25 protein-coding genes and 1 tRNA gene are annotated in these 26,501 nt (G+C 70.1%); 15 read left to right on the top strand and 11 right to left on the bottom strand.

What is annotated here, in order from left to right:
• Nucleotides 1-21: 21 nt before the first annotated feature.
• The 5 genes from CAM01S_RS08505 to CAM01S_RS08485 are packed head-to-tail and all read left to right on the top strand — an operon-like array spanning nucleotide 22 to nucleotide 4,105.
• Nucleotides 22-573, top strand: coding sequence for a phosphoribosyltransferase (locus CAM01S_RS08505; RefSeq protein WP_083527903.1), 552 nt, complete (start codon nucleotides 22-24; stop codon nucleotides 571-573).
• Complete coding sequence (locus CAM01S_RS08500) at nucleotides 570-1,292, top strand: Type 1 glutamine amidotransferase-like domain-containing protein (RefSeq protein ID WP_066519550.1); 723 nt, start codon at nucleotides 570-572, stop codon at nucleotides 1,290-1,292. The genes CAM01S_RS08505 and CAM01S_RS08500 overlap by 4 nt, the downstream gene beginning before the upstream one ends.
• Nucleotides 1,293-1,295: 3 nt before the next feature.
• Complete coding sequence (locus CAM01S_RS08495) at nucleotides 1,296-1,973, top strand: uracil-DNA glycosylase (protein WP_066519548.1); 678 nt, start codon at nucleotides 1,296-1,298, stop codon at nucleotides 1,971-1,973.
• Between the two features lie 49 nt (nucleotides 1,974-2,022).
• Nucleotides 2,023-2,619 (top strand): GNAT family N-acetyltransferase, encoded by a 597-nt coding sequence (locus tag CAM01S_RS08490; RefSeq protein WP_066519546.1) that lies wholly within the window; start codon nucleotides 2,023-2,025, stop codon nucleotides 2,617-2,619.
• Nucleotide 2,620: 1 nt separating this feature from the next.
• Complete coding sequence (locus CAM01S_RS08485; RefSeq protein ID WP_066519543.1) at nucleotides 2,621-4,105, top strand: amidase; 1,485 nt, start codon at nucleotides 2,621-2,623, stop codon at nucleotides 4,103-4,105.
• A 24-nt stretch (nucleotides 4,106-4,129) separates the two neighbouring features.
• Here the strand turns inward: CAM01S_RS08485 and CAM01S_RS08480 are convergent, their stop codons facing one another.
• The 6 genes from CAM01S_RS08480 to CAM01S_RS08455 all read right to left on the bottom strand — a co-directional run bounded on the left by CAM01S_RS08480 (nucleotide 4,130) and on the right by CAM01S_RS08455 (nucleotide 10,153).
• Nucleotides 4,130-4,978, bottom strand: a complete 849-nt coding sequence (locus tag CAM01S_RS08480; RefSeq protein ID WP_083527875.1) for an ABC transporter ATP-binding protein — start codon at nucleotides 4,976-4,978, stop codon at nucleotides 4,130-4,132.
• On the bottom strand, nucleotides 4,975-5,775 hold the full coding sequence (locus CAM01S_RS08475) for an ABC transporter ATP-binding protein (RefSeq protein WP_066519540.1): 801 nt from the start codon (nucleotides 5,773-5,775) through the stop codon (nucleotides 4,975-4,977). Before CAM01S_RS08475 ends, CAM01S_RS08480 begins: the two co-directional genes overlap by 4 nt.
• Complete coding sequence (locus tag CAM01S_RS08470; protein WP_066519537.1) at nucleotides 5,772-6,680, bottom strand: ABC transporter permease; 909 nt, start codon at nucleotides 6,678-6,680, stop codon at nucleotides 5,772-5,774. The genes CAM01S_RS08475 and CAM01S_RS08470 overlap by 4 nt, the downstream gene beginning before the upstream one ends.
• Nucleotides 6,677-7,630, bottom strand: a complete 954-nt coding sequence (locus CAM01S_RS08465) for an ABC transporter permease (RefSeq protein ID WP_066519533.1) — start codon at nucleotides 7,628-7,630, stop codon at nucleotides 6,677-6,679. The genes CAM01S_RS08470 and CAM01S_RS08465 overlap by 4 nt, the downstream gene beginning before the upstream one ends.
• A gap of 46 nt (nucleotides 7,631-7,676) precedes the next feature.
• Nucleotides 7,677-9,185, bottom strand: a complete 1,509-nt coding sequence (locus CAM01S_RS08460; RefSeq protein WP_066519526.1) for an ABC transporter substrate-binding protein — start codon at nucleotides 9,183-9,185, stop codon at nucleotides 7,677-7,679.
• 92 nt (nucleotides 9,186-9,277) lie between these two features.
• Entirely contained in the window at nucleotides 9,278-10,153 is an 876-nt protein-coding gene (locus tag CAM01S_RS08455; RefSeq protein WP_066519521.1) for an alpha/beta fold hydrolase, read from the bottom strand.
• 82 nt (nucleotides 10,154-10,235) lie between these two features.
• On the opposite strand from CAM01S_RS08455, the gene CAM01S_RS08450 reads away from it, so the two are divergent.
• Nucleotides 10,236-11,192 carry a siderophore-interacting protein gene (locus CAM01S_RS08450; RefSeq protein ID WP_066519519.1) on the top strand — a complete coding sequence of 319 codons (957 nt, stop codon included), beginning with the start codon at nucleotides 10,236-10,238 and terminating at the stop codon, nucleotides 11,190-11,192.
• On the top strand, nucleotides 11,189-12,055 hold the full coding sequence (locus tag CAM01S_RS08445) for an ABC transporter ATP-binding protein (protein ID WP_083527873.1): 867 nt from the start codon (nucleotides 11,189-11,191) through the stop codon (nucleotides 12,053-12,055). The genes CAM01S_RS08450 and CAM01S_RS08445 overlap by 4 nt, the downstream gene beginning before the upstream one ends.
• On the opposite strand, the gene CAM01S_RS08440 is transcribed toward CAM01S_RS08445, so the two are convergent.
• Complete coding sequence (locus CAM01S_RS08440; RefSeq protein WP_066519517.1) at nucleotides 12,034-13,437, bottom strand: dihydrolipoyl dehydrogenase family protein; 1,404 nt, start codon at nucleotides 13,435-13,437, stop codon at nucleotides 12,034-12,036. The genes CAM01S_RS08445 and CAM01S_RS08440 overlap by 22 nt on opposite strands.
• A gap of 72 nt (nucleotides 13,438-13,509) precedes the next feature.
• Complete coding sequence (locus tag CAM01S_RS08435; protein WP_157071484.1) at nucleotides 13,510-14,337, bottom strand: arginase family protein; 828 nt, start codon at nucleotides 14,335-14,337, stop codon at nucleotides 13,510-13,512.
• 101 nt (nucleotides 14,338-14,438) lie between these two features.
• On the opposite strand from CAM01S_RS08435, the gene CAM01S_RS08430 reads away from it, so the two are divergent.
• A complete protein-coding gene (locus CAM01S_RS08430) occupies nucleotides 14,439-14,642 on the top strand; it encodes a hypothetical protein (RefSeq protein WP_066519514.1) in 204 nt (67 codons plus the stop codon).
• A gap of 127 nt (nucleotides 14,643-14,769) precedes the next feature.
• Here the strand turns inward: CAM01S_RS08430 and CAM01S_RS08425 are convergent, their stop codons facing one another.
• From CAM01S_RS08425 to CAM01S_RS08415, 3 genes are all read right to left on the bottom strand, one after another.
• Nucleotides 14,770-15,840 (bottom strand): Gfo/Idh/MocA family protein, encoded by a 1,071-nt coding sequence (locus CAM01S_RS08425; protein WP_083527872.1) that lies wholly within the window; start codon nucleotides 15,838-15,840, stop codon nucleotides 14,770-14,772.
• 2 nt (nucleotides 15,841-15,842) lie between these two features.
• Nucleotides 15,843-15,914, bottom strand: a tRNA-Arg gene (locus CAM01S_RS08420).
• Between the two features lie 46 nt (nucleotides 15,915-15,960).
• The gene (locus CAM01S_RS08415) at nucleotides 15,961-16,602 is read right to left on the bottom strand and encodes a hypothetical protein (RefSeq protein ID WP_066519500.1); all 642 of its coding nucleotides are present in this window, start codon (nucleotides 16,600-16,602) and stop codon (nucleotides 15,961-15,963) included.
• 72 nt (nucleotides 16,603-16,674) lie between these two features.
• Between CAM01S_RS08415 and argS the strand changes: the two genes are divergently transcribed.
• The 7 genes from argS to rho all read left to right on the top strand — a co-directional run bounded on the left by argS (nucleotide 16,675) and on the right by rho (nucleotide 26,501).
• Nucleotides 16,675-18,339 carry an arginine--tRNA ligase gene (argS, locus tag CAM01S_RS08410; protein ID WP_066519494.1) on the top strand — a complete coding sequence of 555 codons (1,665 nt, stop codon included), beginning with the start codon at nucleotides 16,675-16,677 and terminating at the stop codon, nucleotides 18,337-18,339.
• 92 nt (nucleotides 18,340-18,431) lie between these two features.
• Nucleotides 18,432-19,202 (top strand): LmeA family phospholipid-binding protein, encoded by a 771-nt coding sequence (locus CAM01S_RS08405; RefSeq protein WP_066519493.1) that lies wholly within the window; start codon nucleotides 18,432-18,434, stop codon nucleotides 19,200-19,202.
• A 79-nt stretch (nucleotides 19,203-19,281) separates the two neighbouring features.
• Nucleotides 19,282-20,679 carry a diaminopimelate decarboxylase gene (gene lysA, locus CAM01S_RS08400; RefSeq protein ID WP_066519492.1) on the top strand — a complete coding sequence of 466 codons (1,398 nt, stop codon included), beginning with the start codon at nucleotides 19,282-19,284 and terminating at the stop codon, nucleotides 20,677-20,679.
• A 29-nt stretch (nucleotides 20,680-20,708) separates the two neighbouring features.
• Entirely contained in the window at nucleotides 20,709-22,025 is a 1,317-nt protein-coding gene (locus CAM01S_RS08395) for a homoserine dehydrogenase (RefSeq protein WP_066519491.1), read from the top strand.
• Nucleotides 22,025-23,107 carry a threonine synthase gene (gene thrC / locus CAM01S_RS08390; RefSeq protein ID WP_066519485.1) on the top strand — a complete coding sequence of 361 codons (1,083 nt, stop codon included), beginning with the start codon at nucleotides 22,025-22,027 and terminating at the stop codon, nucleotides 23,105-23,107. Before CAM01S_RS08395 ends, thrC begins: the two co-directional genes overlap by 1 nt.
• A complete protein-coding gene (gene thrB, locus CAM01S_RS08385; RefSeq protein ID WP_066519483.1) occupies nucleotides 23,104-24,096 on the top strand; it encodes a homoserine kinase in 993 nt (330 codons plus the stop codon). Before thrC ends, thrB begins: the two co-directional genes overlap by 4 nt.
• A 161-nt stretch (nucleotides 24,097-24,257) precedes the next feature.
• The gene (rho, locus tag CAM01S_RS08380; RefSeq protein WP_066519480.1) at nucleotides 24,258-26,501 is read left to right on the top strand and encodes a transcription termination factor Rho; all 2,244 of its coding nucleotides are present in this window, start codon (nucleotides 24,258-24,260) and stop codon (nucleotides 26,499-26,501) included.

The raw sequence follows: 26,501 nt of genomic DNA, 5'->3' as shown, positions 1-26,501 counted from the left end.
CTTGACCGCTACCGTTGTCGGATGCCGAACAGCGTGCATGAGCCGGCGCTCCAGCCGGATGACTCCGACCCGGACGATGCGGTCCCCGTTCAGGTCCTCACTGGGCCCGAGCGGCTGGGCTGGCTCGAGTTCGGCGACGCAGCCCGGATCCTCGCGCAGGACGTCGCCGACTCCGGCTTCGACCCCGATGTCGTGGTCGCCGTGGCGCGCGGCGGATTGATCATCGCCGGAGCGGTCGCCTACGCGCTCGACGCGAAGCAGTGCGGGTCGATCAACGTGGAGTTCTACAGCGACGTCGAGCGACGCGGCGACCAGCCGATCATCTTGGCTCCCGCGCTCGACGCTCCGAGCCTGCGGGACAAGCGCGTGCTCATCGTCGACGACGTCTCTGACAGTGGGCGAACGCTGGCGCTCGTCGTCGATCTGGTGCGTCAGGCCGGTGCGGACGTTCGAACGGCGTGTCTGTACGCCAAGCCCGGCACGATCCTCGAGCCGGACTTCGTGTGGCGGCGCGTCGACGGCTGGATCACTTTCCCGTGGAGCGCGCTCGCGCCCGTTACGGTTGGTCTGTGAGCATTCACCTTGTGGGCGGCGGATCCGAGATCGGAGCGCCGATCACCGGGCGCTTCGTCGCAGAGGCGATCCGGCGGGCGGCATCCGTCCGCCGTGCAACGCCACGCATCGCCCTGCTGGCGGTCGGCCCGACCGCCGACACGGATGTCTCCTCGGGTCTCGCCGACGCGATCCGAGCCGGCGGCGCCGTCGAGATCGTGACCACGACGACGACAGCCGGTACTCCCTTCGCCACCGCTGTGCTCAGCGACATCGACGCGCTCGTTGTCGCCGGGGGGCGCACGCCCGAATACATCGAGACCACCGCTCCGCTCGTCGATCAGATCCGGCTCCTCGTCGCTGACGGATTGCCCTACCTCGGCTATTCCGCCGGCGCTGCAATCGCGGCGGATCGTGCGCTCGTCGGCGGATGGCGGATCGGCGGAGTGCCGGTGTGCCCGGAGGAGAGCGCCGAGGGACTCGACGAGGTCGAGATCGTCGAGGGGCTCGGACTTGTCGACCTCACGGTGGACGTCCACGCCGTGCAGTCCGGGACGCTGGCCCGGCTCATCGCGGCGACCGAAGCGGGGTTCGTGCCCGCCGGTCTCGCGATCGACGAGGACACCGCGCTGGTGGTCGGCGACGGCGCGCTCGACGTCCTGGGGACCGGCAGCGTGTGGCGTGTGGTCGGCTCCGACGACGAGGACGGATTCGTCCGCGTCGCGACCATGGGCGGCTGACCGATGCCCCAGTCGCTCGACCGGCTCATCGACCCGGGGTGGGCTCGGGCGCTCGCGCCCGTCGAGCCCGAGATCCACCGGCTCGGCGACTGGCTGCGTGCCGAGGTGGCGGCGGGTCGCCCGTACCTTCCGCCCGGACCGTCGGTGCTGCGCGCCTTCGAGTACCCGTTCGACGCGGTCCGTGTCCTCATCGTCGGTCAGGATCCATACCCGACGCCGGGGCACGCGATCGGACTCTCGTTCGCGGTCGATCCTGCCGTCCGGCCGATTCCCCGCAGCCTGCAGAACATCTACCGCGAGCTGCGGGACGATCTCGGTATCCCCACGCCCGGACACGGCGATCTCCGCCGATGGGCCGACCAGGGCGTGCTGCTGCTGAACCGTGTGCTCACCGTGGGTGTCGGTGCCCCCGCGTCGCATCGAGACCGGGGTTGGGAGCGCGTCACGGAACAGGCCGTTCGCGCGCTCGTGGCTCGAGAGCGCCCGCTTGTCGCGGTGCTGTGGGGCGCACAGGCCGGCACCGTGAAGCGTCTGCTCGGCCCGACACCGATCGTCGAGTCCGCGCACCCGAGCCCGCTCTCGGCGGCTCGCGGTTTCTTCGGCAGTCGGCCGTTCTCGCGGGCGAACGCGCTGCTCCACGACCAGGGTGCCGAACCCGTCGACTGGTCGCTCACGGAGTGATTCCTCGCGCCTGGCGCCGATTCCGCATCCGTCCGCGTAGGGTCGGGTCGTGCTCGAAGAGGAATACCAGCAGCGCCGGGTCCTCCCGCGGCATCTTCGGCCGCCGGTCCAGGCGGAGGCGGCCTTCGCCTATGCGATCCGCGCTGCGGAGCCGAGCGACCTCCCTGACATCCGGGAGATCCACGCCCACTACGTGCGCAACTCGTCGGTCACCTTCGACGGATCGGTCTTCTCGGTCGCGGCGTGGAAACGGCGGTACGACGAGATCCGTCGACGCGCGCTCCCGTTCCTCGTCGCCACCAGCCCGTCCGGACAGGTGCTCGGCTACGCGCTCGTCGAGCCCTGGAACCCCCGCGATCGCGGCAACCGGGTCGTCGAGGACTCGATCTACCTCCGGGCGGCGGCCGGCGGAAAAGGACTCGGACGGGCCCTCATGGAGGCGCTGATCGACGAGTGCAGATCCGCTGGGGTCCGCGAGGTGATCGCTGTGATCGCGGACCGTGCCGCGGAGGCATCGATCCGGCTGCATGCATCGCTCGGGTTCCAGGAGATCGGACGCATGGCGCACGTGGGGTTCAAGTACGACCGTTGGCTCGGAACGGTGACCATGCGCCTCCAGGTGCGACGTGTCGCGCGGAACCGCTGACATGGCGTTCGAACTGCACCATCTGTCCGCGCAGGAGCAGTGGGACTGGATCCATCGCGGCACGGTCACGCCGCTTGAACTCGCCGAGCACTACCTGGACCGCATCGCGCGGATCGATGGGTCAATCGGTGCCTTCGTGACGGTCACGGGGGAGCGCGCTCGTGACCGGGCGCGCGGCTTGCCAGACGACGTTCCGCGGACGCGCATGCTGTGGGGGCTCCCGACCGCGGACAAGGATCTCTACGACCGGAGGGGCGTACCGACACGCTCCGGATCGCGCGCGACGTCCGCCGAGCCCGCGCGTGTCGATCATCCGCTCGTGCAGGCGCTCGATGACCTCGGCACCGTCAGCCTCGGCAAAGTCGCCACGCCGGAATTCGGCCTGAACTCGACCACCGAGCCGCTGCTCGCGTCGCCGACGCGGAACCCATGGGACACCGACAGGAGTCCGGGCGGATCGTCCGGCGGATCGGCCGCGGCGGTCGCGGCGGGACTGCTCCCGGCAGCGGTCGGCTCGGACGGCGGTGGGTCGGTCCGGATCCCCGCGGCCGCGTGCGGGCTCGTCGGGCTGAAGCCGTCGCGCGGGCGCGTGCCGGCGATGCCCGGCCGGGGCGGGCTCGGCGGCCTCGTCGTCGCCGGACCGATCACGCGAACCGTTGCGGATGCGGGGATGATCCTCGACGGCCTGGTCGCGCCGACCGGTGCGGCAGCGCGGCAGCCGTTCGCCCTCGTCACGCCCGACCCGGACGGCGCGACCGGCTCGGGTGAGGCCGCGCGGTTCCTCGCCGCCGCGATTCGCGGCGAGGGACGCTTCCGCATTGGGGTGCTGGAGGGATCACCGTGGGACGACGCGGTCGATATCCGCGTCGACCCGAGTGCCCGCGCTGCCGTCGACGCGGCGGTGCGTGCAGCCGTCGCCGTCGGTCACGCCGTCGAGGACGTGCGCATGCCCCGCGTCGAATACGCACGGTGGTTCCGTACCGCCTGGCAGGCGTCCGCGGCTCGGATCCCCGAGATCCCTGCCGTCGACCTCGACAAGGTGGAGCCGCTGACCGGGTGGCTCATCGAGCGAGGGCGGGCGCTGACCGGGCTCGACGTTCTCGATGCGATGGCAGGCCTCGACGCCTTCTCGACCGCGCTGATCGACCGGTTCTCCCCATTCGACATCGTGCTGACGCCCACGCTCGCGCTCCCGCCGCGACCACTCGGCTGGTACTCCGACGACCCGGAACGCAACTTCGCCGATCAGTGCCGATATTCGCCGTGGACGTCGATGTGCAACGTGGCGGGACTTCCGGCACTCACGCTGCCCGTCGGGACCGTCGATACCGCGGTGCCAGAGACCGATCCGAGCAGCGTAGGCCTGCCCATGGGCGTCCACTGCATCGGCCGGCCAGGAGCGGAAGCAACCCTGCTCGCGTTCGGCGCGCAGCTCGAACGTCGAATGCACTGGGCCCGACGGCACCCACCTGCGTGGGAAGCCTGAGCGGGCAGGATCTGCTGCGGCCGGTCAGCGACCGTCTGGCGGCGATGGAAGGGTCGGCGCCGCGTCGACGAGCGCCCGCGTGATCGGATGCTCACTCGCATCGAGCAGGCCGATGGGGCCGGCATCGACGATCCGGCCCGCGTCGAGCACCGCGACGTGGTCGCAGAGCCGCTGCACGACGCCGATGTCGTGCGAGACGAGCACGAGCGTGAGACCGAGGTCGTCCGCGAGAGTCTGCAGCACCTCGATGATCCGGGCTCGGACAACGACGTCGAGCGCGCTCATGGGCTCATCGCCGAACAGGATCGACGGGCCGTGCACGATCGCGCGGGCGATCGCGATGCGTTGGCGCTGGCCGCCCGAGAACGCGTGCGGGAACCGCGACGCCGCATCGGCGGGAAGGTCGACGCGCCGCAGTGCGTCCGCGACGAGCGCGTCGTGGTCGCCGCGGACACGGAGGGACCGCAGTGGCTCCGCCACGATGCTTCCAACGCGCATGCGCGGATCCAGCGACGCGTAGGGGTCCTGCAGCACGAGGCCGGTGATCCGCCGGAACCACCGCAGCCGCCCGGCGCCCGCGCCCGCATCCACGGGTCGCCCGCCGACGGTCACTGTGCCGGTCGTCGGACGCTCGAGACCGGCGAGCAGGCGGATCAGCGTCGACTTCCCCGAGCCGGACTCGCCGACGATGCCGAACCGTGCCCCCCTGGGAACCGCGAGATCGACGCCCTGCAGCGCAGGAAGCGACGCGCCTGGCTCGAACGGTCCGCGGCGGGGGAGCCGGTAGGTCAGTCCGAGCCCTCGGACCTCGAGCGCGACCGGAGCGGACGAACCGGCATCCGCGGGGCGTGTTTCGGGCGCTGGGTCGCTCATGTCCGAACCATTCTCGCGGTCGCACGCGCGGCCTCCACGAGCGCGGCGGTCGCGCGGTGCTGGGGCGCGGTCAGGAGGCGCGTGACCGGTCCTGTCTCGACGACCTGTCCGCGGTCCAACACGACCGCCGTGTCTGCGACCTGCGCGAGGACGGCCAGGTCGTGCGTCACGAAGAGGAGGCCCTGCCCACGCTCCGCGGTCGCCGTCTGGAACCGCTCGAGAATACGGGCCTGCGTCGTGACATCGAGCGCCGTCGTCGGCTCGTCGGCGACGATCACGTCAGGATCGCCTGCGAGTGCGATGGCGATGCAGATGCGCTGCCGCTGGCCGCCCGAGAGCTGATGCGGATACTGCCGGAGGAGCCGCCCGGGCTCGGGAAGTCCGACGCTCGCCGCGAGACGGATGGCCCCGGCACGCGCATCCGTCCTGGACGCGCCGGACCGGCGGAGGGGTTCGACGATTTGCGCGCCGACGCGCCGAAGCGGGTCGAGCGCCGTACCTGGCTCTTGGAACACGATGCCCAGTCCGGAGCCGCGCGAGCGGGCTCGCTCGCGATCGGGCTGGCCGACGAGCTCCGTGGCACCGAGCCGAATGCTGCCGCGAACCTCGGCGCCGGACGGCGTCAACCCGAGCAGCGCCAGCGCGAGCATCGACTTCCCCGAGCCGGACGCTCCGATGACGCCGAGGCGCTCCCCACTCGGCACGTCGAGCGACACCCCGTCGAGAATGCGTCGGTCGCCGATCTGCACACGGAGATCGCGCACGCGCAGGTCGCGGCGCGGCGCCGGGGCGGTCATCGGGCCTCCAGACCGCTTGCAACGGCGGCGAGCGCGACAGGATCGGTCCGACCGTCGCTCGGGCCGGACGGGGCGTCGGCATCGCGGAGCCGTGGATCCGCGGCGTCGCGGATCGCGTCGCCGAGGAGCGACAGCGCGACGACGACGACCGTGATCGCCGCGCCGGGCCAGATCGCGCTCCAGGGATGCACCCCGATGTAGGTCTGCAGGTCCGCGAGCAGGGAACCCCAGGACGCTGTGGAGGGACGAGCGCCGTACCCGAGGTACGACAGTCCGGCTTCGGCGAGAACGGCGCTCGCCATCGCGAGCGAAAGCTGCACGGTGAAGAGCGGTGCCGCGTTCGGCGCGACATGGCGGACCAGCACGCCGAACGGACCGGTTCCCGCGGCGCGTGCAGCCGTCACGTAGTCGCTGCGGAGGATCCGGCGCACCTCGCTTCGTGCGACGCGCGCGATCGTCACCCCGAAGCTGACCCCCACGGACACGACGACGATCGCCAGCGAACCGCCGAGCACTGCAGCGAGGAGCATCGCGGTCAGAAGCGTCGGAAACGCGATGAGGATGTCGAGGAGGACCGCCATGCCCTCGCGCGACCAGCGCGGTGTGATGGCTCCGAGTGCGGTGAGCACCGCGCCGATGGCAGTCGCGACGAGCCCCGAGCCCAGCGCGACGACGATCGTGGTCCGGCTGCCGGCGAGCACGTAGCTGGCGATATCACGGCCGACGTTGTCGGTTCCGAACGGGTGCTCCAGGCTCGGCGGGGCCCAGGCGTGGAACGGATCGGTCGCGAACGGGTTCTCGGGAGTCCAGAACACGGAGACGATCGCAGCGAGCAGCAGGAGCGACAGGACCACGACCGCAATGAGGCCGGTCGGTCGACCAAGGAGGCGCCGGACGAAGCTCATGCCCGTGCCTCCCGGAGTCGCGGGTCGAGGAGTCGGTGCGCGACATCGACCGCGAATCCGACGACGATGACGAGCCCGGTGAGGACGAGGAGTTCCGACTGCACCTTCGTGAGGTCGCGACGCCCGACATCGGTCACGAGCATGCGTCCGATCCCCGGCAGCGAGAAGACCTGCTCGACGATCACCGCCCCGACGAGGAGCCCGGCGATCTGCACCCCGAGTACTGCGAGCACGGTGAGCGCGACGTGCGGCAGGCCGTGTCGCACGAGGGCCCCGGTTCGGCTGAGACCAGTGGCCGCGGCCGTCCGAATGTGGTCGGCGTCCATGACGGAAAGCGTCGCGGAGCGGGTGAAGCGGAGGATCACCGCGCCTTCGACGGCGCCGATCGTGAGCGCCGGGAGCAGGAGCGACCGGACTGCGAGGCCGGGTTCTGCCCAGCCGTCGATCGGAAAGCCCTGCGTGGGCAGAAGGTGGAGCGATACCGCGAAGACGGCGACGAGCAGCAGGCCCGCCCACACGATCGGTACGCCGGCGACGACCTGCGCGAGGACCGAGATGACGACGCCCCCCGCTCGGCGGCGGAGCACAGCCGCGGCGACGCCGAGCGGCAGGCCGATGAGCAGCGCGAACAGGAGCGACATGCCCGCCAGCGGCAGGGTCACCGCGAGCTTCTGCGCGATCTGCGGCGCGACGGGGGACTGGGTGACGAGCGAGCGGCCGAGATTTCCGTGCAGGACCCCGCCGATCCACGCGCCGTATTGGGCGAACGCCGGCTGGTCGAGGCCGAGCTGGTGCCGAATCGCGGCGACCTGCGCCGGGCTCGATTGTGTGCCCGCGACGACCTGTGCGACATCGCCGGGGAGGATCCGCAATACCGCGAAGATGATCATGCTCGCGACGAGCAGACCGATCGCGAGCAGGACGATCCTGCCGACGAGGAATCGGATCACGCGCTCAATGCTACGGAACCCGCGACGGCAGGGCCGACCATGCGGGTCACTTGGACTGCAGGTTCGTCAGGTCGAGGCGGGCGCTCGTCGAGTCGGTGGGGAACCCGGTGATGCCGTCACGGATGGCGGTGATGTTCGTCGCCGTGAACAGCCAGTCGGCCGCCGCATCGGTGCTGACGATCTTCGCTGCCTTCGCAAGGTCGGCGTCCTTCTGCGCGGTGGTGGTCGCCTGCAGCGACTGCGCGTAGAGCGCCTGCACCGTGGGGTTGTCGTACCCGAAGTAATAGTCCGGATTCGCCCAGTTTCCGAAGTCCCGCGCCTCGTTGTGGTCGACGAGGCTCAGCTGATAGTCGTGCTTCTGGAACACCTGCGTCAGCCAGGTCGCGAAATCGATGCGATTGACCGTCAAGTGCACGCCGACCTTCGCGAGCTCGGACGTCAGAATGTCGCCGTAGGTCGTCGGGTAGATGTTCGGGTAGGTGAGCGTGAGGTGCAGTCCGCTCGCACCGGCTTGCGCGAGCAGCTGCTTCGCGTGCGTCGGGTTATATGCGTCGATCGCGTCGAGATTCTGATACCCCGGGTCGAGCGCCGGGATCGGACCGCCCTGGACGACGCCGGCGCCGCCGACCGCGGCGATGAGCGCCTTGGCGTCGATCGCCTCGCGAAGCGCCGTCCGAACGCGCACGTCGTTCAGCGGCGCGACCCTGTTGTTGAAGGCCAGCGTGTACTTGTCGGTGGTCCGGCCGGTCTTCAGGGTGACTCCCGAGACACCCTGCAGCTGACCTTTGAGCGTCGCGTCGATGTTGGTGGCGACGTCGAGCTGCCCGTTCGCCATCGCGGCGACCTCGGTCGACGGGTCGGTGATGTATTGGAAGACGACCTTCGCGACCTTCGCCTGTGAACCCCAGTAGTCGGTGTTGCGTGTGAAGGTCAGACTGTCGCCCTGCTTCCAGCTCGCGAGGTCATACGGACCGGAGCCGATCGCGCTCGTCGCCCGGTTGTTCGTCGCCTTCTGATCCAGGATGAGCCCCGCTCGGCCGCTCAGCGCGAAGAGCAGATCCGAGTCGGGCTTGCTCAGCGTGATCACGACCGTCGTCGGATCGGGCGCAGTGATTCCACTGACGCTGCTGAGATCGGCGCCGTTGATGTAGGTCGCCGCGTGCGACCGGAAGTCGTTAAGCGACCAGACGGCGTCTGCGGCGTTCAGCGGGTCGCCATTGCTGAAGTGCAGCCCGGATCGCAGGGTGAACGTGTAGGTCAGCCCATCAGCGCTGACCGAGTGGCTCTTGGCGAGCACGTCTCGGATGCCCTCGGTCGGCGTGCGCCCGACGAGGCCCTGGTACACGTTGTCGATGAGCACCTGGTCGAGCGCGGCACCGGCCTGTGTGCGAATGTCGAGGCTCGTCGGCTCGAGGACAAGGCCGACGCGAACGGTCGCGTTCTTGCTGGCCGACGCCGACGATGATGGCGCGCTGCCCGAGCAGCCGGCGAGCGTCAACGCGGCGCTCACAGCGACGGCTGCGGCAGCCGCAAACGTACGGCGGAGGGGACGCATGGGTGATCCTTTCCGAGGCCCGGATCGGCGGGTATGCCGGGGCGCCCGACGAGCGTACCGGTGCGAACGGACGTTTCCCCGCGGGATGACGATCAGCGACCCGAGTGAGCGATCACGCCGGCAAGTTCGACCGGAGCGCTGAGCTGCAGCGCATGCGTGCCCGGGAGCGTGACGACCATCGCGTGCGGGAGTCGCCGCTGGAACCTGGCCGCGAGCCCGGGGGAGACGTACCCGCGGTCGGCCCGGACGAGCGTGACGGGCGCGCGCACCGCCTCCAGATCGGGCCACCGGTCGGCGAATCGACCGAGTGTCGGGGTGATACCGGTGGCGCGATGCGGGAAGTGGTGGCGGCGGCGCATCGTGGACTCGCCGCGGGGCTGCTCGAAGCTGTGCGCGGCCTCACGCCGGAGCATCGGCTCGGGCTCCAAGCGACGGTGCTCGCGAGCGTGGGAGACATACGCGTCGGCATCCGCGAACCGCGGCTCGTCACCGAGCGCGCGGACGATTTGTGCGACCGCCCGGTCGGGGAAGTCCGGTGTCATGTCGACGAGGAGGAGCGCGGCGATGCGCTCCGGAGCGAGCGCTGCGACGCGCGTGGCGACCATCGCGCCGAGCGAGTGGCCGACGAGAACGATCGGCTCGCGTGCGACGTGCTCGATGGCCCGGAGGACGTCGGGTGCGACGCGTTCCGCCGCGTAGTCGCCGTCGTGGAGCCATCCCGAGTGCCCGTGTCCGGGCAAGTCGACGGCCACCGCCGACCAGCCGAGTGCGAGCGCCGTCGCATCGAAGGACCTGGCGTCGAGCCCGACCCCAGGGAGAAACACAACCCGTGCTCGGGGTTCGGGGGCACCCCACTTGACGACCGACAGGGAGCGGCCAGGCTCGAGCTCGATCGCCAACCGGCGCGCGCCCATCGGATCGATGCCCATCGATGCAGCAAGCATCGGCACATCGTCGAACTCGCTCATGCCTTGATTCTGACAGGGAGACGCAGGGACAGGGCCACCCGACGCTCGCAGGAAGTTAGGTAAGGCATGCCATACTTCCACGATGGCGATTCGGTACCGCAGCTTCAGTACGCGCGTCGCGGGCATCGTCCGACTCAGCCCGCATTTCCTCCGCCTGACCCTCCACGGGTCGGAACTCGGCGCCCTCGCGGTCGCCGGTCTCGACCAGCGCATCAAGCTGATACTCCCCGTCCCCGGCGCTGGATACGCGGATCTCCCGGACGGTCCCGGCATCTGGGCGGCCTGGCGCGCCCTGCCGAACGCACGCCGTAATCCGCTTCGCACCTACACGATCCGGGCCTATCGGGAGCTCGCCGGCGAGCTCGACATCGACATCGTCGACCATGGCCCGGAAGGCGCAGCATCGCGGTGGCTCGCCGGCGCCGCCCCCGGCGAGGAGGTCCGGTTCATCGGGCCCGAGCGCAGTGACACGGCGGACCGAACGCAGAGCGCCGCTGAGTCGCCCGGCGTCACGTTCGACCGTCAGCACGCAGGACCGCTTCTGCTCGTCGGCGACGAGACCGCACTTCCCGCGATCGCGCGGATCATGGCTGACCTGCCGTCGGCCACGGTGGGCGATGCGATCCTGGAGGTCCCGACGGCGAGCGACCGGTTGCCCTTAGCGCAGACGCCGGGCGTGCGGGTGCAGTGGGCGATCCGCGACGGACGGCCGCACGGCGTCGCGCTCCGCCGGGCAATCAGCGACTGGTGCATGCAGCACGCGGGCGCCGCCGCGACGCCCGCCCGCACCGCCGGATCACCTGCTGCGCCGACACTGGACCGACGCACCGTGACGCGCTCCGCAAGCTCCGCTGACGACACCGACGCGGTGCCGTGGGACGTCCCAGCGCCGATGCACCTGGGTCGTCGCTATGCCTGGGTCGCTGGGGAGGCCGCCGTCGTCCGCGGCATCCGCGCCGACCTGCGCGCCGCGTTCCGGCCGGGCGAAGCAACGATCGCCTGCATGGGCTACTGGCGGCACGGGACGGCCGAGACATGACGACGCTCGCTACCCGCGGCCTCCGTGTCGCGTACGACGGACGCACCGTCATCGACGGACTCGACCTGGACCTCCCGGATGGCGGGTTCACGGCGATCATCGGACCGAACGGCTGTGGGAAATCCACGCTGCTCGGCGCGCTCGCGCGGACGGTCGCCCCGGTTGCCGGCGCTGTGCTCCTCGATGGCGTTCCGATCCGGAGGCTCCCGTCACGCGCGCTCGCCCGTCGCGTCGCGCTCCTCCCGCAGCAGCCGATCGCGCCCGAGGGGGTGACCGTCCGCGACCTCGTGACGCGCGGCCGGTACCCGCACGTCGGACCGTTCCGTCCCATGTCCCGTGCCGACCGCGAGGCCGTCGACGATGCGCTCGAGCGAACCGGTGTCGCCGAGCTCGCAGATCGAGCCGTGGACACGCTCTCCGGCGGCCAGCGGCAGCGTGTCTGGATCGCTCTCGTGCTCGCGCAGGACACCGACGTGGTGCTGCTCGACGAACCGACGACGTTCCTCGACATCGCCCACCAGTACGCGTTGCTCGACATGGTCGCTGCGCTGCAGCGTTCCGGGCGGACGGTCATCGCGGTGCTGCACGATCTCACCCAGGCGGCGCGGGTCGCCACACACCTTGTCGCGATGACGCACGGCGCGGTCGTCGCGGCCGGGACCCCCGAGTCAGTGCTGACGGCACCGACGATCGCCGAGGTCTTCGGTCTGCGGAGCGTCGTGGTCGACGACCCGGTGACCGGAACGCCGATGGTCGTTCCTATCCCGCAAGCGACGGTTCCCAACGGCGCAGATCCGGCCCCACCGCGGCGGTCACACGCGGGCGAACCGATCCGGTCAGATCAGTCGGTCGCCCGCCCGTAGGTCTCGAGCAGCCGAAGCCAGATCTCGTTCATGGTCGGGTAGGCGGGGACCGCATGCCAGAGTCGGTCGATCGGCACCTCGCCGACCACCGCGATCGTCGCGGCGTGCAGCATCTCGGAGACGTCCTGGCCCACGAACGTCACACCGACGAGCACACGGCGATCCTCATCGACGATGGCTTTTGCGCGCCCCGTATAGCCGTCAGCCTGCAGTGCAGCGCCGGCGACGCTACCGAGCGGGTACTCGACGGCCCGGACGGTCATGCCGCGGTCGCGGGCCTCCTGCTCGGTGAGTCCGACGCTGGCGACCTCGGGGTCGGTGAACGTGACCTGCGGAACGGCCGCGTGATCGGCTGTTGCGACGTGCGCGCCCCACAGGCCGTCGTGGAGCGGCGTTCCGAGGTACCGGGCGGCGATCGCTTCGCCAGCCGCCCGCGCCTGGTACTTGCCTTGGTGCGTGAGCAGCGCGCGATGGTTGACGTCGCCAACGCCGTAGAGCCAGTCGGTCCCGGCGACGAGCATCGTGTCGTCGACGTGCAGCCAATCGCCCGGCTCGATCCCGACGTGCTCGAGTCCGAGGTCTGCCGTGCGCGGGAGGCGACCCGTCGCGACGAGGATCTCGGCAGTCTGAACTGTGGTGCCGTCGTCCAGCTGGGTCGTCACGGTGCCGTCGGTCCGACCGACCCGCGTCGGCGTGACTCCGAGCCGCACATCGACGCCGAGCTCCCGCAACGAGTCGGCCACCATCTCGCCGGCGAACGGTTCGACACCGCCGAGCAGGCTGTGCCTGGCAACGAGGGTGACGGTCGAACCGAGTGAGGCCCACGCAGTCGCGAGCTCGCACGCCGCGACCCCACCGCCGACGATCAGGAGGCTGTCGGGCACCGATTGCGCGCTCGTCGCCTCTCTGGTTCCCCAGGGCGCGGAGTCGGCGAGACCGGGAATGTCCGGAAGCATCGGCAGCGAACCCGTTGCGACGGCGACCGCAGCACGCGCATGATGCTCGACGCCGTCGACGCTGACGACGCGCTCACCGGCGATGACCGCATGGCCACGGAGCAGGTCGATGCCGGCGCCCTCGAGCCACGAGACCTGCCCGGCGTCGTTCCAATCGCTCGTGAATCGGTTGCGCCGCTGAAGGACCGCAGTCGCATCGAGCGATCCGGTGACGGCCTGGGCGCTCCCATCGACACGCCGGGCCGCAGCGAGCACGTGCCCGCTGCGGAGCAGTGCCTTCGACGGCATGCACGCCCAGTACGAGCATTCGCCGCCGACGAGTTCGGACTCGACGATCGCCACGTGGAGGCCACGTTTGTGTGCGTAGTCGGCCACGTTCTCGCCGACCGCTCCGGCACCGATGACAATGAGGTCGTAGTCCGTCATGCTGTGCAGGCTACCCGCGTGCCGTGAACGCGACGCGGTGGCTCGCAGGGTGGTCGACCCCGAGCGCGCGACTCAATCGCGGGCGGTGCGGGCCGCGGCTGTGAGTGCCGCGATGATGCGCAGGATCACACCGAGATCGTCGACGGCGCGGTCGGGCTCGGTGGGGGCGAACCCGGTGATGGCCGCGCCGACGAGGCGGCGCCCGCTGGTCGCCGCGGTGATCCGTGCGAGGAGACCCTGACCGTCAAGACCGAACGGAACGGGTTCGAGCAGGCCGTCGATCTCCGACGGGTCCAGCGCGTCGAGGTCGACGTGGACATACACCGAGGTGGCGCCCGTCGCGGCGACCGCATGCTCGATAGCGGTCGGGGTCGCCGCGTCGACGTCGAGCAGCACGATGCCGGCTCGTTCGGCGGCGGCGCGCTCCTGGTCGTCGACACCTCGAGTTCCGGCGACGACGACTCGGTCTGCCTGCACGTGACCGATCTCGGGGAAGAGGTCATCGGGGCGCGCGACGAGGATGCGGAGGACGCTCGCCTCGGCGGGGACCGGCTGTGCGCGGTTGAGCGCGCGGAACGCGGCGGAGCCGGACAATCGAACGAGCGCGACGTCGTCGCCCCACGCGGCGGACGCACCGAGCATCGCTGCGCCATCGCCGCCGACGATCAGCACGGGTTCCGTGGCGACGCGGATCTCGTCGGCCACGGCCTCCGCGACCGAGCGGACCGCGGTGTATCGCGCGACCGCACTGTCCAGTCGGTCGCCAGCACCGGTCGGGGCGGGAACGACGGTCGTCGACGCACGCGGCAGGTCGGCCGCGATCGCACTCGCGCCATCGGAGAGGCGCATGGCGCGCGACGATGCGGAACCCTGCCATTGGCCGACGATCAGGAACTGCACGTGCCCAGTCTTGCAGAGCGTCCGCTTGGCGATGGGCCTGGTCGTCCCGAAGGATGCCAGCGTATCGTTCGACGTGTTCACCGGCGAGAGGAGCGCGAGCGATGGAGCGAGCGACCACTGCAGAAGTTGTGCCGCTGGAAGACGGATTCCACAGGGTGTCCACGCCGGCCAGCGGCGTCATCGGGTTCGTCCGAGAGCGCGATGGCCGGTACGAGGTGCTTCGCGGGCGCGTGCGCCAGGCGACGCGATCCGAGGGGCTCTACTCGACGTTGAACGTCGCGCTCATCGCCCTCACGCACGCCTGATCGCGACCCGGCGCCGCAGGGAACGCACCTGAGCGCGGCAGCGCGCCGCGGGGAACGCGCACCCGAGCGCGGCCGCGTCCCGCACGCCAACGCACGCAACGCACGGGCACGGGCGACGGCTCGCTCCTCAAGCGCGGGTGCTGATCGCCTTCCGGACGCTGTCCAGCGTGTCCGCGAGCGCGATCGAGTCGTCCAAGCTGTGCTCTGCGAACTCGGTCCGCCCGGCGCCGATGGCGTGTGCGGCCGCGGCTGCCTGCCACACCAGACCGTCTCTGCCGTGGAGTCCTGACGGGTCGGTGAACTCGAGCACCCCGTCCGCGGTGCGGACGACGAACCCCGCCGGGAACACGAAGTGGTCGGTGAACCGGAGCACGCCTGCCGAACCCGCAAGGGTGGCGCGTCCGTCCGTCGGGGCGAGCAGAGTTGTCGTCACGGACGCCATCGGTGCATCGGGGCCGGTGCCGACACGCAGTGTTGCGATTGACTGGAGATCGACATCGCCCTCGGCAATGGTGTCGGGCCCGAGCGCATCGAGCGCCGCCGGGTCATCCCGGGTCAGGATGCCGGTCGCTCTGACATCCGTCGCTCGACCGAGGGTGAACTGCGCGAACCACAGGCCGTACACGCCCGCGTCGAGCAGGCCGCCACCGCCGGGATGGAACATCCGATCGTCGTCGCGGATGGGTCGAGGCCAGCCGACGTCCACGAGCGCGAGTCGAGGCGTGCCGAGGGCCCCGTCGGCGAGCAGTTGGGCGACGACGATGCTCTGCGGCAGGAACCTCGTCCACAGCGCTTCCGCCGCGAACACGCCTGCGGCGCGCGCGGCGGCAACCAGCGTGCGTGTGTCCGCGGGGGAGGTCGTCATCGGCTTCTCGACAAGGACATGCTTGCCGGCGGCGATGGCGAGCATCGCGTGTTCGAAGTGCTGCGGGTGCGGACTGGCGATGTAGACGATGTCGACGCCCGGATCGGCGACCAGCGCTTCGTACGAGCCGTATGCTGTGGCCGCGCCGTGACGCGCTGCGAACGCCTCCGCCCGATCCAGCGAGCGGCTGCCCACGGCGACGACGCGCTGGTCGGAGTTCGCGTGGAGCGTGGCGGTGAAGTCGTTCGCGATCACCCCTGGCCCGATCACCCCCCACCGGAGTGCGGGAGCGCCATGAAGCGCGATCACATCGGGAGCGGGGAGAGATCGCATCGTGCCCCCAGGAGGATTCGAACCTCCGCCCCTGCCTCCGGAGGGCAGTGCTCTATCCCCTGAGCTATGGGGGCCCGGGGTCGACGTCAACCGTAGCAGGTCCGCCACGGTGGTCGAGCCCTACGGAGCGGACGGACTGCTGCTCGGCGTGCTCGCGGTTGACGGCGACGCGCTTGACGACGAGCGCGGGGTCACCGATGGCGCGGTCGGCGCGAGCACGGCGCGGACGGCGTCCAAGATCGGTTGGGCGTCGCCGGGCTCGCCGAAGATCGTCGACTCGGCGTTCACCCAGTACGGATCCGGAAACGCATCGGCGCGCCCGATTGCTCCCTGCTTGTCGAAGTACCCCTCGACCGTGTAGGTGGGGACCGAGTTGCTCCGTTCGTACAGCGAGTTCTTCAGACGGGTGCTGACCGCGGACGGAAGGTGCGCGATCGCGACCGTGATCGTGACCGATCCGGCCTTCCAGACGCAGACCTCGCCGCGCTGTCCGGCGATGGTCGCACCGGGCGTGCCCGGAGTCGGCTTCGCTCCGCGGTCGAGCTGGAACGAGCGGTGATAGATCGCCAGCACTTCGGCAGGAACGAGTGTCGCGCATGGCACGTCGACCCGCGTGCCGACCGGGCGAACGGTCGGACTGGAGGTCGCGCTGACGCCCGCCGACCCGCCGTGCGTCCCCGATGTGCACCCGACGAGCATTCCGGCGATTGCGGCGACGACGGCGGGGGCGGCCACGGCGCGGGAGATCGTTCGGGAGACCATGGGGACAATGATCCAGGATGCGTCCGTGCGCAGCCCAAATCGCGCCTGAGCGGCCCGCTAGGATCGATTGCCGTGACTCCCGCCGAACTCTCCGCCGCGTACTTGTCGATCCTGAGCGGGGTCGTCGAGCGCCGCGGAGCGGCGGATCGTGTGTCGGTCGGTCCGGAGCACGCCGTGCTCGAGCGGCCGCGGAATCGCGACCACGGCGACTGGTCTTCGAACGCGGCGATGCAGCTTGCCAAGCGCGTCGGAGCGAACCCGCGTGACCTCGCGACGGAGATCGCCGGCGAGCTCGGCGAGCTCGATGGGGTGGCCACGGTCGACGTCGCGGGCCCCGGGTTCATCAACATCACGCTCGAAGCCGCTGCCGCAGGAGCGGTCGCACGGACGATCGTCGAACAGGGCGACGCCTTCGGCACCGGCGACCTGTATGCGGGCGTCCGCATCAACCTCGAGTTCGTCTCCGCGAACCCGACCGGCCCGATCCACATGGGTGGCGTCCGCTGGGCCGCGGTCGGCGACAGCCTCGCGCGGGTGTTCGCAGCACAGGGCGGGCTCGTCACCCGTGAGTACTACTTCAACGACCACGGCAGCCAGATCGATCGGTTCGCCCGGTCGCTCCTCGCCAGCGCGCTCGGCGAGCCGACGCCGGAAGACGGCTATGGCGGCGGCTACATCGCGGAGATCGCTGCTCGGGTGATCGCGACCTACGACGGTGACGTCGCCGATCTGCCCCGCGGGGAGGCGCAGGAGCTGTTCCGCCGTGAGGGCGTGGAGTTCATGTTCGCCGACATCAAGTCGTCCCTGCACGACTTCGGGGTGGATTTCGACGTCTACTTCCATGAGGACTCGTTGCACGAGTCGAAGGCCGTGGAGCGCGCCATCGATCGGCTGCGGGAGCTCGGGCACGTCTACGAGGCCGACGGGGCGGTCTGGCTCCGCACGACCACGTTCGGCGACGATCGCGATCGCGTCATCATCAAGTCCGACGGCGACCCGGCCTACATCGCGGGTGACCTGGCGTACTACCTCGACAAGCGCGAACGCGGGTTCGAGCGCAACCTGATCATGCTCGGCGCCGACCATCACGGCTACATCGGGCGGATGATGGCCATGTGCGCGGCGTTCGGTGACGAGCCGGGAGTGAACCTGGAGATCCTCATCGGACAGATGGTGAACCTCCTGAAGGACGGCGCACCGCTCCGCATGTCGAAGCGGAACGGCACGATCGTGACGATGGAAGACCTGGTGGACGCGGTCGGCGTCGACGCCGGCCGATATGCGCTGGTCCGGTACGCGTCGGACACGTCGATCGACATCGACCTCGATCTGCTCGTCAAGCGCACGAACGACAACCCGGTCTTCTACGTGCAGTACGCGCACGCCCGAACGCGTTCCGTTGCGCGAAATGCCGATGCCGCCGGTGTCGACCGGTCCGCGTTCGACGCGTCGCTGCTCACCGATCCCACCGAGAGCGCGCTCCTCGGCGCGCTCGCGGAGTTCCCGCGGCTCGTGCGGCATGCCGCCGAGCTCCGCGAGCCGCACCGGATCGCGCGCGGCATCGAGCAGCTCGCCGGCCTGTACCACCGCTGGTACGACGTGTGCCGCGTCACGCCACTCGGTGACGAACCCGTCACCGACCTGCACCGCACACGACTGTGGTTGAACGATGCTGTCGGGCAAGTCCTCCGCAACGGCTTGTCGCTCCTCGGTGTTTCAGCACCGGACCGCATGTAGTTCCTCGCATTCGGGTCTCGTACAGCCGTCACCCTGACTGAGATCACCTCGCATTCAGGTTGTCGCGCCGGCCCCCTGCAAGGATTGCCGCCATGGCAGCGGGCACCCTGACAACGACGAGACGGCGATCCAAGCTCGGTCGCGTGCTGCTCATCGTGGTGCTCGCGGTGGTCGTCCTCATCGTTGCGTTCGTCGTCGTCGCCGAATTCGTGCTGCGATCGGTGGTGGATCGTTCGATCGCGCAGCACATCGACTCGGCGCTGCCCGCAGGCACGACCGGTTCCGTGCAGGCCCGCGCCCAGGGCCTGATCATCCCGCAACTCATCGCCGGGTCGCTCGACGACGTTCAGGTGACGAGTGATCGGCTCTCGGTACAGGGGGTCCCGCTCGCGGTATCGGCGACAGCACACGGCCTCCCCGTCTCGGGGCACGGCTCGATCGGCTCCGTCGACGGCTCAGTGACGCTCGCAGCCGGTGCCGTCCACGATCTTGCCCGCTTCAACCCGCTGTTCGCCGACATGTCGTTGCACAACGGTGCGGTGGGCATCACCGGGTCGACGAACGTCATCGGCGTGCAGATCGACTACGCCGCAACGGGCACGGTCGCGGCACAATCCGATGGCAAGGGCGTCACGATCACGCCGAAGACGGTGACCATCACGAACTCGACCGTCGGGCTGGACATCAATTCGATCCCCGGCGTCTCCAATACGCCCATCCCGGTCTGCACGGCCCAGTTCCTGCCCGCCTCGATGCGGATCGCGTCGGTGCGGATCACCGCAGCACAGGCCGAGGTGCGGATCCGCGCCAGCGGCGTCCCGCTCGATCCGGTCGCCCTGCGCCGTACGGGCTCCTGCTCCTGAGCGCGCGTCGCGTTGCTCCCGCACCCACGCCGCGTAACCTGGCGATGATCCCGCTCCGGGCCCCGGTAGGTTTGATCGGGTGACCGGAAACCCCCTCGCGCCGTCCTGGCTCGCCGTTCCGGCCGACCCTGAGGCGCTGGATCCTCGGATCTGGCCTTCCTCCGCGACGCGGACGGACGACGGGGCTCTTGCGATCGGCGGCATGGCCGCGTCCGATCTCATCGCTCGGTTCGGCTCACCCCTCTACGTGCTCGACGAGCGCGATCTGCAGTCGCGCGCCGTCCGCGTGCGAACGGCCTTCGCCGACGCGTTCGAGCCGCTCGGCGTCCGCACCATCGTCTATTACGCGGGCAAGGCGCTGCTCACCGCGCAGGTCGCCGCATGGATGGCTGAGGCGGACCTCCACATCGATGTCGCGACGGATGGCGAGCTCGCAACCGCGCTCGCTGGCGGCGTCGACGCCGCGCGACTCGGTCTCCACGGCAACAACAAGTCCGATGCCGAGATCGACATGGCCGTTCGGCTCGGCGTCGGCACCATCGTGCTCGACAGCGCCGACGAGGTCGAGCGCGTTGCGGCGGCAGCCGGGCGGTACGGCGTGCGGCAGCGCGTCCGACTGCGTATCAACAGCGGCGTGCACGCATCGACCCACGAGTACCTCGCGACCGCGCACGAAGATCAGAAGTTCGGGGTCCCGATCGGCGATGCCCCGGCGATCGTCGAGACGATCCGCGCATCCGAGGGGCTCGCGTTCGTCGGTCTGCACTCGCACATCGGTTCGCAGATCTTCGATGCGGCGGGATTTCGGGAGGCTGCACGCCGCCTGGTGGCACTGCATGCGTTGCTCGCGCAGTCGGGCCCGGTCCCGGAACTCAACCTCGGCGGCGGCTGGGGGATCGACTACACATCCGCCGACACGGCGTTCGAGCCCGAGGACATCGCCGTCGCGCTGGCCGAGATCCTTGTGGAGCAATGCGCGGAACACGGCATCCCGGTGCCGCAGATCGCTGTCGAGCCAGGGCGGTACATCGCCGGCCCCGCCGGCGTCACGCTGTACACCGTCGGCACGGTGAAGCCGGTTGCCGTCGCCTCGGGCGCGGGAGTCGCAGCCCAGCGAACCTACGTGAGCGTGGACGGGGGCATGAGCGATAACGTCCGGCCCGCCCTCTACGGCGCGGACTACACGGCGGCGCTCGGTCGCCGCTCCGACGCGGCGCCCATGCTGAGCCGTGTTGTCGGACGCCACTGCGAGTCCGGCGACATCGTCGTCAGGGACACCTACTTGCCCGGCGACACCGGCCGGGGCGACCTCCTCGTCGTCGCCGCGACGGGCGCGTACTGCTGGAGTCTTTCCAGCAACTACAACCATGTCGGGAGGCCGCCGATCGTCGCGGTGGCCGATGGCGCAGCCCGTATCCTCGTGCGGGGAGAGACGATCGATGATCTGCTCGCCCGCGACACCGGCCTCACCGACTGACCACGACCCTCCCGAGGTACTGCTTCCCGATGATCGAATATCGCAACGTCCGCGTCGCGCTGCTTGGTGCCGGCTCTGTCGGCGCCCAGGTCGCGCGGCTCCTGCTCGAACACGGCGACGAGCTCGCGTCCCGCGCGGGCGCCGGCCTCGAGCTCGTCGGCATCGCCGTTCGTGACCTGGCTGCGACCAGAGACGTCGACCTGCCGGAGGAGCTTCTCACGACGGACGCGGAGTCGCTCATTCTCAGCGCCGACATCGTGGTTGAGCTCATCGGCGGCATCGAGCCGGCGCGATCGCTCGTCCTCCGGGCGCTCGGCTCCGGGGCTGACGTCGTGACCGGCAACAAGGCGCTGCTCGCAACGCACGGTCCGGAGCTGTTCCAGGAGGCCGAGCAGGTGGGCGCGCAGCTCTACTACGAAGCCGCGGTCGCCGGCGCGATCCCGATCATCCGCCCGTTGCACGACTCGCTCGCCGGCGATCGCATCGAACGCATCATGGGCATTGTCAACGGCACGACCAACTTCATCCTTGACCTGATGGATCGGCAGGGAGCGACCTTCGCGGACGCGCTCGCCACCGCGACCGAACTCGGATACGCCGAGGCCGACCCGACGGCCGATATCGAGGGGTACGACGCCGCGCAGAAGGCGGCGATCCTCGCCTCGCTGGCATTCCACACCTCCGTGCCGCTCGCTGCCGTGCACCGGGAAGGGATCACGGGCGTCACCATCGATCAGGTGCGCGCCGCCCGGAAGGCCGGATACGTGGTCAAGATCCTCGCCACCTGCGAGCGGCTGACCGACGAGGACGGCCGGGAGGGCGTGAGCGCGCGGGTGTATCCCGCACTCGTTCCCGAATCGCATCCGTTGGCATCCGTGCACGGCGCGAAGAACGCCGTCTTCGTCGAGGCCGAGGCTGCGGGCGACCTGATGTTCTACGGCGCGGGTGCCGGCGGTGTCCAGACCGCGTCCGCCGTACTCGGCGATCTCGTGTCGGCCGCGCGCCGGCACGTCATCGGCGGTCCCGGCATCGCCGAGTCGACGCAGTCGAACCTCCCCGTGTTCCCGATCGGCGTCGTGACCACGCGGTACCAGATCACGATGCACGTCGACGACGCGCCCGGCGCGCTGTCCGCCGTCGCCGGTGTGCTCGCACGCCATGGTGTCAGCGTCGAGACGGTCGAGCAGACGAGCGGCGGCACGGAGGGCGCCGCTCCGACGACCGCAACGCTCGTCATCGGAACGCACCGCGCCCGCGAAGCCGACCTCGCCGCAACGGTGACGGCACTCCGGAACGAACCCGTCGTGACCGCTGTCACGAGTGTCTTGAGAGTAGAGGGAGCCTGATGGCCCACCAGTGGCAGGGTGTCCTGCGCGAATACGCCGACCGCCTCGATGTCAGCGCGGCGACACCGATCGTCACGCTGGGTGAGGGTGGTACGCCGCTCATTCCCGCGCGCCGCCTGTCGGAGCGCACCGGTGCGCGCGTATGGGTCAAGTTCGAGGGCATGAACCCGACCGGGTCCTTCAAGGATCGCGGCATGACCATGGCGATCTCGAAAGCGGTGGAACACGGCGCGAAAGCGGTGATCTGCGCGTCCACAGGCAACACGAGCGCCAGTGCCGCAGCGTACGCAACCCACGCTGGCATCACGGCAGCGGTGCTCGTTCCCGAGGGCAAGATCGCGATGGGCAAGCTGAGTCAGGCGGTCGCGCATGACGCCCAGCTGCTCCAGGTGCAGGGCAACTTCGACGACTGCCTGGATATCGCTCGCGACCTCGCCAAGAACTACCCCGTTCACCTGGTGAACTCGGTGAACAACGACCGGATCGAGGGGCAGAAGACGGCCGCGTTCGAGGTCGTCGACGTCCTCGGCGACGCCCCGGACTTCCACTTCCTCCCCGTCGGGAATGCCGGGAACTACACCGCCTACGCGCGCGGCTACCGTGAAGACGCCGCCGCCGGCCGGACCACGAAGCTGCCTCGCATGTTCGGGTTCCAGGCCGCCGGCGCGGCTCCGATCGTTCGCGGTGAGGTGGTGACCGCGCCCGAGACGATCGCGAGCGCGATCCGCATCGGCAACCCCGCCTCCTGGCAGTTCGCCCTGGAGGCACGTGAGGAGACGGACGGCTACTTCGGTGCCATCGACGACGCCGACATCCTCCGCGCGCATCGGATCCTCTCGGCAGAGGTCGGCGTGTTCGTGGAGCCAGCATCCGCGATCGGCGTGGCGGGACTGCTCGAGCGGAGCGCTGCCGGAGCGATCCCCGCTGGCGCCACGGTCGTCATCACGGTGACCGGGCATGGCTTGAAGGACCCGCAGTGGGCACTGCAGGGTCCCGGTGGCGAGCAGGTCGCCCCCACCAGCGTCCCAGTCGATGTCGCCGCAATCGCGGGGGTGCTCGGCCTCACCGGAGACGGTCGGTGACACGCCTTCCGCTCGGGCGCTCCGTCCGCGTCCGGGTTCCGGCCACGTCGGCGAACCTCGGACCGGGGTTCGACACGCTCGGACTTGCGCTGTCGCTCTACGACGAGCTGGACGTCCGTGTTCGTCCCGAGCCGGGCGCACACGTCGTGGTGCAGGGGAGCGGGAGCGGCGAGGTTCCCATCGACGACGAGAACCTCGTCGTTCGCGCGCTGCGGCGGGGCCTCGAGTCGGCCGGGGTGGACCAGTGCGGGCTCGAGCTCGAAGCGCGGAACGCGATCCCGCATGGGCGTGGAATGGGCTCGTCCGCGGCGGCGATCGTCGCCGGCCTGATGGCCGCGCGCGGGCTCGTCGACGGAGTCGCGGACCTGTCCGCCGCAGCGATGCTCCGCATCGCGACGGACATGGAGGGACATCCCGACAACGTCGCGCCGGCCCTGTTCGGCGGTCTGACGATCGCGTGGACGACCGACTCCGGACCGGCCTCGAAGCGCCTGCTGGTGCATCGCGGTGTCTCGCCGGTCGTGTTCGTGCCGGACGCGACGCTGTCCACCAAGCTCGCACGGAGCCTCCAGCCAGTGCACGTCCCGCATGAGGATGCGGCGTTCAACGTGTCACGGTCAGCGCTCCTCGTCGCCGCGCTGGTGCAGAGCCCGGAGCTGCTGCTCGCCGCGACCGAGGATCGTCTTCATCAGAGCTACCGCGCGAGCGCGATGCCCGAGACGGACGCCCTCATCCGCGTGCTTCGCGAGCATGGTCTCGCCGCGGTGGTCTCGGGCGCCGGGCCGAGCATCCTCGTGCTGGGAAGCGACCCGGCGCAGCGCCTCCAAGCAGCCGAACTCGTCGAGCGACACGCGTCCTCGCGCTGGTCCGCGCTGATGCTGGCCGTCGATCTCCGAGGTGCTACAGTGGTCGCGCACCCGACATCTCGGACCGATCCTCCGCTCGTCGTACCCTCACAGGTCGTGCCCAATCCAACCGGCGCGGCGTGATCGTCGAACGGAACGTGTTGTCCCGGGTTGCCTCGGGGTCACTTTCAGAACACCAGTCCCGACCCGTCGTCTGAACGGCGGACGTCACCGTTCGCGTCGCGATCGGCATCCGCGGCTGGTGAAACTCTCCGCGTTCTGCGGTCCGAAAGGAACACCACACCTTGACTGACGTCACCACCGCTGCGTCCGCAGCGGATCCCACAGCCGACCTGCGCGCACTGCGCCTCCCTGAACTGCAGCGCATCGCGAGCGATCTCGGCATCTCCGGCATCTCGAAGCTGCGCAAGGGCGATCTGATCGCCGCGATCGCGGAACGACAGGCCGCCGCTGCGCCCGCCGAGTCCCTGCCCGCGGCCCCGCTCCCTGCGGCCGCAGCCCTCGGTGCCGAGGCAGCTGCCGTGTCCGAGACGATGGATGAGCCGCACCTGCCGACCGTTCACGACGCTGGTGCGGGCGCCGAGACGAGCGTCGACGGCGACGCCGCCGCCGTCGACGTCGAGGCTGCTGCCCCGTCGCAGCGGAGCCGTCGATCCCGCCGTGCATCGAGCGGCGGAACGGTGAGTGCCGAGCCGGCACCCGCCGCCGCGCACGCGAACCACGGCGTGACCGGAACGGAGGACCTGCTCGCCGGTCTCGATCAGGTCCGGGCCGAGAAGGACGCGATGGAGGCCGCCGGCCGCCGGCGCACCGGCACCGGTTCGACCGCACTCGCCCCGGCTGAGTCGGAGGGCGCGGCGAACGCGCCGAGTGAGTCCGCCGACGCCGCCGGGACCGCCGGCGAGTCCGACGGACAGCCCGAGAACGGGTCCCGTCGCGGACGGCGTTCGCGCGGCCGCGGCCGTGGGCGCTCCGGTGGTGAGCAGACCGGTTCCGAGGCCAACGCCGACAGCGACCGCGGCACGGGCGCCGACGCTGAGCCCGCCGAGAACGGCGATCAGCGCCAGAACACGCCGGAGCAGAACGACCGTCAGAGCGGCCAGCAGCAGAACGAGCAGCGTCACGGCCAACGCGGCCAGCAGAATCAGCGCGGACAGCAGGCGCAAGGAGGCCGGGCCTCCCAGGCGAACGACGAAAGCGCACCCGCCGCCGGGCAGTCGGCGCGAGGCAACGGCCAGAACGGTCGGCAGAACGGCGACCAGGGCGGTGCCGAGCAGCAAGGGCAGGAGTCCAGGTCACGTCGCCAGCGCGACCGCAAGCGCGGTCGGACCGGTGGGGACGACTTCGAGCCCGAGATCACCGAGGACGACGTTCTCATCCCCGTCGCAGGCATTCTCGATGTGCTGGACAACTACGCGTTCGTCCGCACGACCGGCTACCTTCCGGGCCCGAGCGACGTGTACGTGTCGCTCGGCCAGGTGAAGAAGTACCACCTGCGCAAGGGTGACGCCGTCGTCGGTGCGATCAAGCAGCCGCGCGAGGGGGAGCAGCACACCCGCCAGAAGTACAACGCGCTCGTCAAGGTCGACTCGATCAACGGACAGAGCGCCGACGAGGCCGCGTCGCGCGTCGAGTTCTCGAACCTGACGCCGCTCTACCCGCAGGAGCGCCTCCGCCTCGAGACCGAGCCGGGGAAGCTCTCGACCCGCATCATCGACCTCGTCTCGCCGATCGGCAAGGGTCAGCGCGGTCTCATCGTGTCGCCGCCGAAGGCCGGCAAGACCGTCGTGCTGCAGGCGATCGCGAACGCGATCTCGAAGAACAACCCCGAGGTCCACCTCATGGTCGTGCTCGTCGACGAGCGGCCCGAAGAAGTGACCGACATGCAGCGCACCGTCAAGGGCGAGGTCATCGCCTCGACCTTCGACCGGCCTGCAGAGGACCACACGACGGTCGCCGAACTCGCGATCGAGCGTGCCAAGCGCCTCGTGGAGCTCGGGCATGACGTCGTCGTGCTGCTCGACTCGATCACACGGCTCGGTCGCGCTTACAACCTGGCGACTCCGGCCTCCGGTCGTGTGCTGTCCGGCGGTGTCGACTCGTCCGCCCTCTACCCGCCGAAGCGGTTCTTCGGTGCTGCGCGCAACATCGAGAACGGCGGCTCGCTGACGATCCTCGCGACGGCGCTCGTCGAGACCGGATCGAAGATGGACGAGGTGATCTTCGAGGAGTTCAAGGGCACCGGAAACATGGAGCTCCGGCTCAACCGGCACCTCGCCGACAAGCGCATCTTCCCCGCAGTGGATGTGAACGCCTCCGGTACCCGCCGCGAAGAGATGCTCCTCTCGAACGACGAGGTCGCCATCACGTGGCGGCTGCGCCGCGCGCTCGCCGGGCTCGACCCGCAGCAGGCGCTCGAGATCGTGCTGCGGAACCTCAAGGAGACGCAGTCGAACGTGGAGTTCCTCGTGCAGGTGCAGAAGTCCGTGCCGGCCGCGGGCTCCGGTCACAACGGCCACCAGGAGTAA

The sequence above is a fragment of the Curtobacterium ammoniigenes NBRC 101786 genome (genome assembly GCF_001571045.1).
Taxonomy (GTDB): domain Bacteria; phylum Actinomycetota; class Actinomycetes; order Actinomycetales; family Microbacteriaceae; genus Curtobacterium; species Curtobacterium ammoniigenes.
This window is presented reverse-complemented; position numbering and strand designations above follow the sequence as displayed.

Excerpts from the sequence above, each read along its gene's own strand:
- CAM01S_RS08405 (WP_066519493.1), top strand. The coding sequence starts at position 18,432 with ATGGCAGCGGGCACCCTGACAACGACGAGACGGCGATCCAAGCTCGGT.
- CAM01S_RS08505 (WP_083527903.1), top strand. The coding sequence starts at position 22 with ATGCCGAACAGCGTGCATGAGCCGGCGCTCCAGCCGGATGACTCCGAC.
- CAM01S_RS08395 (WP_066519491.1), top strand. The coding sequence starts at position 20,709 with ATGATCGAATATCGCAACGTCCGCGTCGCGCTGCTTGGTGCCGGCTCT.
- CAM01S_RS08440 (WP_066519517.1), bottom strand. The coding sequence starts at position 13,437 with ATGACGGACTACGACCTCATTGTCATCGGTGCCGGAGCGGTCGGCGAG.
- CAM01S_RS08475 (WP_066519540.1), bottom strand. The coding sequence starts at position 5,775 with ATGACCGCCCCGGCGCCGCGCCGCGACCTGCGCGTGCGCGATCTCCGT.
- CAM01S_RS08415 (WP_066519500.1), bottom strand. The coding sequence starts at position 16,602 with ATGGTCTCCCGAACGATCTCCCGCGCCGTGGCCGCCCCCGCCGTCGTC.
- CAM01S_RS08470 (WP_066519537.1), bottom strand. The coding sequence starts at position 6,680 with ATGAGCTTCGTCCGGCGCCTCCTTGGTCGACCGACCGGCCTCATTGCG.
- CAM01S_RS08445 (WP_083527873.1), top strand. The coding sequence starts at position 11,189 with ATGACGACGCTCGCTACCCGCGGCCTCCGTGTCGCGTACGACGGACGC.
- CAM01S_RS08495 (WP_066519548.1), top strand. The coding sequence starts at position 1,296 with ATGCCCCAGTCGCTCGACCGGCTCATCGACCCGGGGTGGGCTCGGGCG.
- CAM01S_RS08460 (WP_066519526.1), bottom strand. The coding sequence starts at position 9,185 with ATGCGTCCCCTCCGCCGTACGTTTGCGGCTGCCGCAGCCGTCGCTGTG.
- thrC (WP_066519485.1), top strand. The coding sequence starts at position 22,025 with ATGGCCCACCAGTGGCAGGGTGTCCTGCGCGAATACGCCGACCGCCTC.
- CAM01S_RS08485 (WP_066519543.1), top strand. The coding sequence starts at position 2,621 with ATGGCGTTCGAACTGCACCATCTGTCCGCGCAGGAGCAGTGGGACTGG.
- CAM01S_RS08430 (WP_066519514.1), top strand. The coding sequence starts at position 14,439 with ATGGAGCGAGCGACCACTGCAGAAGTTGTGCCGCTGGAAGACGGATTC.
- CAM01S_RS08480 (WP_083527875.1), bottom strand. The coding sequence starts at position 4,978 with ATGAGCGACCCAGCGCCCGAAACACGCCCCGCGGATGCCGGTTCGTCC.
- CAM01S_RS08450 (WP_066519519.1), top strand. The coding sequence starts at position 10,236 with ATGGCGATTCGGTACCGCAGCTTCAGTACGCGCGTCGCGGGCATCGTC.
- CAM01S_RS08455 (WP_066519521.1), bottom strand. The coding sequence starts at position 10,153 with ATGAGCGAGTTCGACGATGTGCCGATGCTTGCTGCATCGATGGGCATC.
- CAM01S_RS08425 (WP_083527872.1), bottom strand. The coding sequence starts at position 15,840 with ATGCGATCTCTCCCCGCTCCCGATGTGATCGCGCTTCATGGCGCTCCC.